4 protein-coding genes are annotated in these 2219 nt (G+C 69.9%); all 4 read left to right on the top strand.

Going from position 1 to position 2219, the window contains the following annotated elements:
- Positions 1–717: FAD-dependent oxidoreductase (locus HUK84_RS15515; protein WP_176641089.1), on the top strand; the 717-nt coding region annotated here is incomplete at its 5' end.
- Positions 718–744: 27 nt separating this feature from the next.
- On the top strand, positions 745–942 hold the full coding sequence (thiS, locus tag HUK84_RS15520; protein WP_176641090.1) for a sulfur carrier protein ThiS: 198 nt from the start codon (positions 745–747) through the stop codon (positions 940–942).
- Positions 943–944: 2 nt separating this feature from the next.
- On the top strand, positions 945–1715 hold the full coding sequence (locus HUK84_RS15525) for a thiazole synthase (protein WP_176641091.1): 771 nt from the start codon (positions 945–947) through the stop codon (positions 1713–1715).
- A partial coding sequence (locus HUK84_RS15530) for a thiamine phosphate synthase (RefSeq protein WP_176641092.1) occupies positions 1712–2219 on the top strand: 508 nt, incomplete at its 3' end. The genes HUK84_RS15525 and HUK84_RS15530, both read left to right, overlap by 4 nt.

Below are 2219 nucleotides of genomic sequence, written 5' to 3' on the forward strand. Positions count from 1 at the left end.
CCGCCCCGCGATGTCGGCGAAATCGCGCGTTTCGCGCGCCGCACCAGCGCGCACGACCTGATCGACGGCGCGCGCATCGCGGCGCTGGAACCCGATCTGGCCGGACGATTCGGCAAGGGATTGTTCTTCGCGCGCGAAGGCCATGTCGATCCGCGTGCCGCCCTGCTGGCCCTGCATGATCGGCTGCTGGCCCTGGGCGGGCAGGTGCATCTGAACGCGCCGCCCGATTTTCCCGACCGGGGATTCGACTGGGTGGTGGATTGCACCGGCATCGCCGCGCGCACCCGGTTGCCGGGACTGCGCGGCGTGCGGGGGGAAATGCTGCTGCTGCGCTGCCCGGACGTCGCGCTGCACCGCCCGGTGCGCATGTTGCACCCGCGCATCCCGGTTTACATCGTCCCGCGGGCGGACCATCTGTTCATGGTCGGCGCGACGATGGTCGAGAGCGAAAGCGGCGCCGGCATGACGCTGCGTTCGATGGTGGAATTGCTGACGGCCGCCTATGTGCTGCACCCGGCCTTCGGCGAGGCGGAAATCGTCGAAACCGGAGTTGGGCTTCGCCCGTCCTTTCCGGACAATGTCCCATCGGTCACCGTCGATGGCCGGATCGTGAATGTGAACGGGATGTACCGCCACGGTTTCCTGCTGTCGCCGGCCCGGGCGCGGCAGGCGGCCGACATCATATGCGGCATATGCGGCACGCCGCCCAACGGGTGAGCAGGCAGTGGGGGTGAGGGAGGAAAGATGAGGATTCTGGTCAACGAGGAACCGCGTGACGTCGCCGCCGCGACCCTGGCCGCCGTGCTGGATGAACTGGGATATGGCGGGGCGCGCGTCGCCACGGCGGTGAATGGCGACTTCGTGCCTGCGGCGCGCCGCGGCGCCCTGCATCTGGACGAGGGGGCGCGGGTCGAGATCCTGGCCCCGATGCAGGGGGGGTGACCATGCTGTTCTACGGTACCGAACTCTCCTCGCGCCTCATGCTGGGCACGGCGCAATATCCCTCGCCGGACATTCTGGCGGGCGCGGTGCGCGCGGCCAGGGCCGGCGTGGTGACCGTCTCGCTGCGCCGGGAATCGGCGGGGCTGCGGGCCGGCCAGGCATTCTGGTCGATGATCCGCGGCCTGGGCGTTCCGGTCCTGCCCAATACGGCGGGCTGCCATACGGTCAAGGAAGCCGTCACCACCGCCCAGATGGCGCGCGAGATCTTCGACACCGACTGGATCAAGCTGGAAGTGATCGGCGAATCCGACACGCTGCAGCCCGACATGTTCGCGCTGGTCGAGGCCGCGCGGATCCTGACCGAGGACGGCTTCAAGGTCTTCCCCTACATGACCGAGGACCTGGTGGGCGCCGAACGGCTGCTGCAGGCGGGCTGCCAGGTGCTGATGCCCTGGGGGGCGCCGATCGGCTCGGGCAAGGGGCTGAACAATCTGTTCGGCCTGCGGGCCCTGCGCGCGCATTTCCCCGACGTGCCGCTGGTCGTCGATGCCGGTATCGGCCTGCCGTCCCACGCGGCGCAGGCGATGGAGCTGGGCTATGACGCGGTACTGATCAACACGGCGGTGGCCAAGGCCGGGGATCCGGTCGCCATGGCGGGCGCCTTCCGCCTCGCGGTCGAAGCCGGGCTGGCCGCCCGCTCTGCCGACCCGATGGAAGAGCGCGACATGGCGGTGCCTTCCACGCCCGTCCTGGGCCGGGCCGTCCTGGCATGAGCCTGCCGTCGCGGATCTACCCCATCGTCGACCGGGCGAATTGGGTCGAGCGGCTGGGCGGCGCCGGGGCGCGGCTGATCCAGTTGCGGGTTAAGGATCTGCAGGGTGATGCCCTGCTGGCGGAAATCCGCGCGGCCCGCGCCCATGCCGACCGGCACGGCGTGTGCCTGGTCCTCAATGATTACTGGCGCATCGCGCTGGACGAAGGGATCGGCTTCGTCCATCTGGGACAGGAAGATCTCGACGGCGCCGATCTCACGGCCATGCGCGCGGCCGGACTCCAACTGGGCGTCAGCACCCATTCGGCCGCCGAACTGGATCGCGCCTTGTCCGTGCGGCCCGATTACATCGCGCTCGGCCCGGTCTGGCCGACCCGGCTGAAGCAGATGCCCTGGGCGCCGCAGGGCGTCGAACGACTGGGCGAATGGAAGGCGCTGGTCGGCGACGTGCCGCTGGTGGCCATCGGCGGCATCACCCTGGCCCGTGCCGCCTCCTGCCTGGCCG

The organism is Nguyenibacter vanlangensis, from assembly GCF_013376155.1.
GTDB lineage: Bacteria > Pseudomonadota > Alphaproteobacteria > Acetobacterales > Acetobacteraceae > Gluconacetobacter > Gluconacetobacter vanlangensis.